Source organism: Jatrophihabitans sp., from assembly GCF_051960575.1.
Taxonomy (GTDB): Bacteria; Actinomycetota; Actinomycetes; order Mycobacteriales; family Jatrophihabitantaceae; genus JBQCEE01.
Window position 1 is genome coordinate 1 of sequence record NZ_JBQCEE010000169.1, and the last position, 3387, is coordinate 3387.

Annotated in this window: 3 protein-coding genes and 1 pseudogene; all 4 read right to left on the reverse strand. The window is 73.1% G+C overall.

All coding sequences use genetic code 11. The features are described from left to right. Positions 1-584, reverse strand: a pseudogene (locus ACTHMS_RS09740) (hypothetical protein); the annotation flags it as partial. Positions 585-714: 130 nt separating this feature from the next. After that, entirely contained in the window at positions 715-1872 is a 1158-nt protein-coding gene (gene hutI / locus ACTHMS_RS09745; RefSeq protein WP_440306464.1) for an imidazolonepropionase, read from the reverse strand. Then, complete coding sequence (locus ACTHMS_RS09750; RefSeq protein WP_440306465.1) at positions 1869-3182, reverse strand: formimidoylglutamate deiminase; 1314 nt, start codon at positions 3180-3182, stop codon at positions 1869-1871. The genes hutI and ACTHMS_RS09750 overlap by 4 nt, the downstream gene beginning before the upstream one ends. Further along, a partial coding sequence (locus tag ACTHMS_RS09755) for a M20/M25/M40 family metallo-hydrolase (protein WP_440306466.1) occupies positions 3179-3387 on the reverse strand: 209 nt, incomplete at its 5' end. The genes ACTHMS_RS09755 and ACTHMS_RS09750, both read right to left, overlap by 4 nt.

Consider the following 3387-nt stretch of genomic DNA (forward strand, 5'->3'; position numbering starts at 1 on the left):
GCGACCACCTTCCGGCTCCGCAACGCCTCCCGGTAGCGCCGCTCGGCCCACCCCGGATCCAGCTCGATCACCGCCCGCGCCACCCGCGCCGCAAGCCCCGTCGCCGTCACCGACATCGCCTCGGGCAGCAACGCCGCCACCACCTGCTCGGCATGCTCCGGCCGCAGATCCCAACACGCATCGGTGAACACCAACGCCCGGCGACGATCGATCAACCCCAGCCCCAGCGCCTCCGCCACCGCCGGCAGCGCGGCCAGCCCGACCGCCGCCTCCACCTCCACCCGCGCCGCCGCACGGGTCAACATCAACTCCGCCCGCACCTCGTCCACGACCAGGTCGAACAACTCGTGCGCCTGCAACGGCTCTCCACCCAGCAACGGCATCGGATCCCGCCGCGCCAGCTCGGCCATCACCGCCCAGACCTGTCCCTGCACGTGCGCCAACTGCCGCGACTGCGCTTGCAACAGGCCGACCAGGTCCGGATCGTCCAGCCCACCGACATCCACCGACTCCAACACCGCAGCCAGCGCAGCGCCGGGCACGAGATCACCCGCACCTGCCGGCAGCCGCCCGTCCCCCATCACACCAACGACGCTAGACCGACCCTCTGACAAAAACGTTCGAAACAGCAGCCCCAACGAACCCGGATGCCGACACCGGGCTCGGCCCCGTCTAGGGGATCAAGATCCGGCAAACCCCCGCGCGAGCAGACGCTTAGACGCCGAGCGTGGACGCGAGGGGGACGCCGGGGCGGTAGGCGAGGTGCACGTGGCTCGGGGCGTCGAGCACGGCGAGGTCTGCTCGCGCCCCGGGACGCAGCACGCCCGCATCGTCCCGGCGCAGGGCACGCGCCCCACCAGCCGTCGCGGCCCACAGCGCCTCCGCCGGGGTCATGCCCATCTCCCGCACCGCGAGCGCGACGATGAACGGCATCGACGACGTGTACGACGTGCCCGGGTTGCAGTCGGTCGCCAGCGCGACGGTCACCCCCGCCCGCAGCAGCGCCCGGGCGTCCGGATAGGGCGATCGGGTCGAGAACTCGACGCCGGGCAGCAGGGTCGCGACCGTGTCACCGCCCGCGAGAGCATCGATGTCCGCCGCAGCGAGGTACGTGCAGTGATCGACACTGGCCGCTCCGAGTTCGACGGCGAGCCGCACGCCCGGTCCGGCCGCCAACTGGTTGCCGTGCACGCGCAGTCCGAGCCCGGCGTCGCGTCCGGCGAGCAGCACCGCGCGGGCCTCGTCCTCATCGAATGCATGCGGGCTGGCCGGCTCGCAGAACACGTCGATCCAGCGCGCGGACGGCGCGCAGGCCGCCAGCATCGGGCCGCACACCAGCTCCAGGTACTCCGAACGGTCGACACCGGACGGCACCACGTGCGCGCCGAGGAAGGTCGTCTCGTCGGTGACCTCCGCCGCGAGCCGCAGCAGCCGGGCCTCGTCCGCGACCGATAGCCCGTACCCGCTCTTGATCTCAACAGTTGTCGTGCCCTGTCGACGCAACTCGACGATCCGCGCGGCGAGCAGTGCGCGCAACGTGTCGTCGTCGGCAGCCCGCGTCGCCACGACCGTTGCCGAGATCCCGCCACCGTCGTAGCGCTCACCGGCCATGCGCGCGGCGAACTCGTCGGCGCGGTCGCCGGCGAACACGAGATGCGCGTGCGAGTCGACGAATCCGGGCACGACCGTACGCCCGCCGACATCGATCCGGCCGTCCGCCGACGGCGCGGCCGACGACGGGCCGACCCAGACGATCCGCCCGGACTCGACGACCACTGCGGCGCCGTGCAGCACACCGAGCGACGACCCGTCCCCGACCGTCGGGTCGTTCGTGACGAGCTCCCCGATCCCGTCGACCACGCGGCTGATCACGACGCCTCCCACAGCGGCACGATCGCGTCGCGCAACAGCACGCCGACGTCGCCGAGCCGGTGCACCCCGCCGCAGACGACGGGCAGACCGTCGACGTAGACGGTGTCCACGTCCGCCGCCGTCGCCACGAGCAGCAGCTGATCGGCACGCGAGCCCGCCGTGCGCGGGCTGTCGTCGCGCACGCACACGAGGTCCGCGCGCCGTCCCACCGCGATCGCGCCGGCATCCGGCCAGCCGAGCGATCCGTGCGCGGTCGCCGCAGCCAGCAGCGCACGCGGGCTGAACCGTCCGCGCTGCAGCGAGGTCACGCGCTCACCGCCCTCGAGCCCGCGCACCTCCTCGAAGAGGTCGATCACCGCGTGCTGGTCGCTGCCGAGCGAGAGCGGTGCACCGGCGCCGGCGAGCAAGCGAGCTGGGCCGATGCCGTCGGCCAGATCACGCTCGGTCGTCGGGCAGAGGCAGACGGTGGTGCCCGAGTCGCCGAGCAGCCCGATGTCTGCGCCGGTCAGATGGGTCGCGTGCACGGCGGTGGTGCGCGGCCCGAGCGCCCCGGTGTCGGCGAGCAGCCGGGTCGGTGTGCAGCCGTAGTGGGCCAGCGCCGCCTCGTTCTCGGCCGGCTGCTCGGACAGGTGCACGTGCAGCGGACCGTCGATCTCGGCGACACGACTCAACGCCGGTTGAGGCACCGCCCGCACCGAGTGGATCGCACTACCCACACGGAACCCGTCCGACGGACGCAGCGCATCCACTCGCGCGCGCCACGCATCGACGCTGCCGTCGCCGAAACGCTGTTGCACCTCGTCGAGCGGACGATGCCCGGAGGCGTCCAGTCCGCCCGCGAGGTAGCAGGTGTCGAGCAGGGTCAGCCGCACACCCGCCTCGGACGCCGCCTGCCGCAGCGCCTCCGCCATCGCGTTCGGGTCCGCGTACGGCACCCCGCCCGACCCGTGGTGCAGGTAGTGGAACTCCCCCACCGTCGTGATCCCGGCCAGCGCCATCTCGGCGTACACCGCGCGGGCGAGGGTCAGGTACGAGTCGGGGTCGAGCCGCGCCGCGACGGCGTACATCGCCTCGCGCCAGGTCCAGAAGGTGCCACCACCGTCGTGCGTACGGCCACGCAGGGCCCGGTGGAAGGCGTGGCTGTGGGCATTCGCCAGCCCGGGCAGCACCACGCCCGGCAACCGCTGCGCAGCGGCCGGCGGCACCGCGCCGACCTCGACGGACGCGAACCGGCCGTCCTCGACGGTCAGCAGCACGTCGCGCGCCACACCAGAGGGCAGCAGCGCCGTGCGGGCGAAGAGTGCCGTCACGTCGCCAGCCCGACGAGCACGTCGGTCAGGGCCTGCACGCCGGCCGCGCAGTCGTCCGGATCGGCCCACTCGGCGGGTGAGTGCGAGACGCCGGTCGGGTTGCGGACGAACAGCATCGCGCTGGGAATGCCGTACTGGGCGAGCACACCGGCGTCGTGCCCGGCACCCGTTGCGAGTTGCGGGGCGTCGCCGAGCGTCGCGGCGA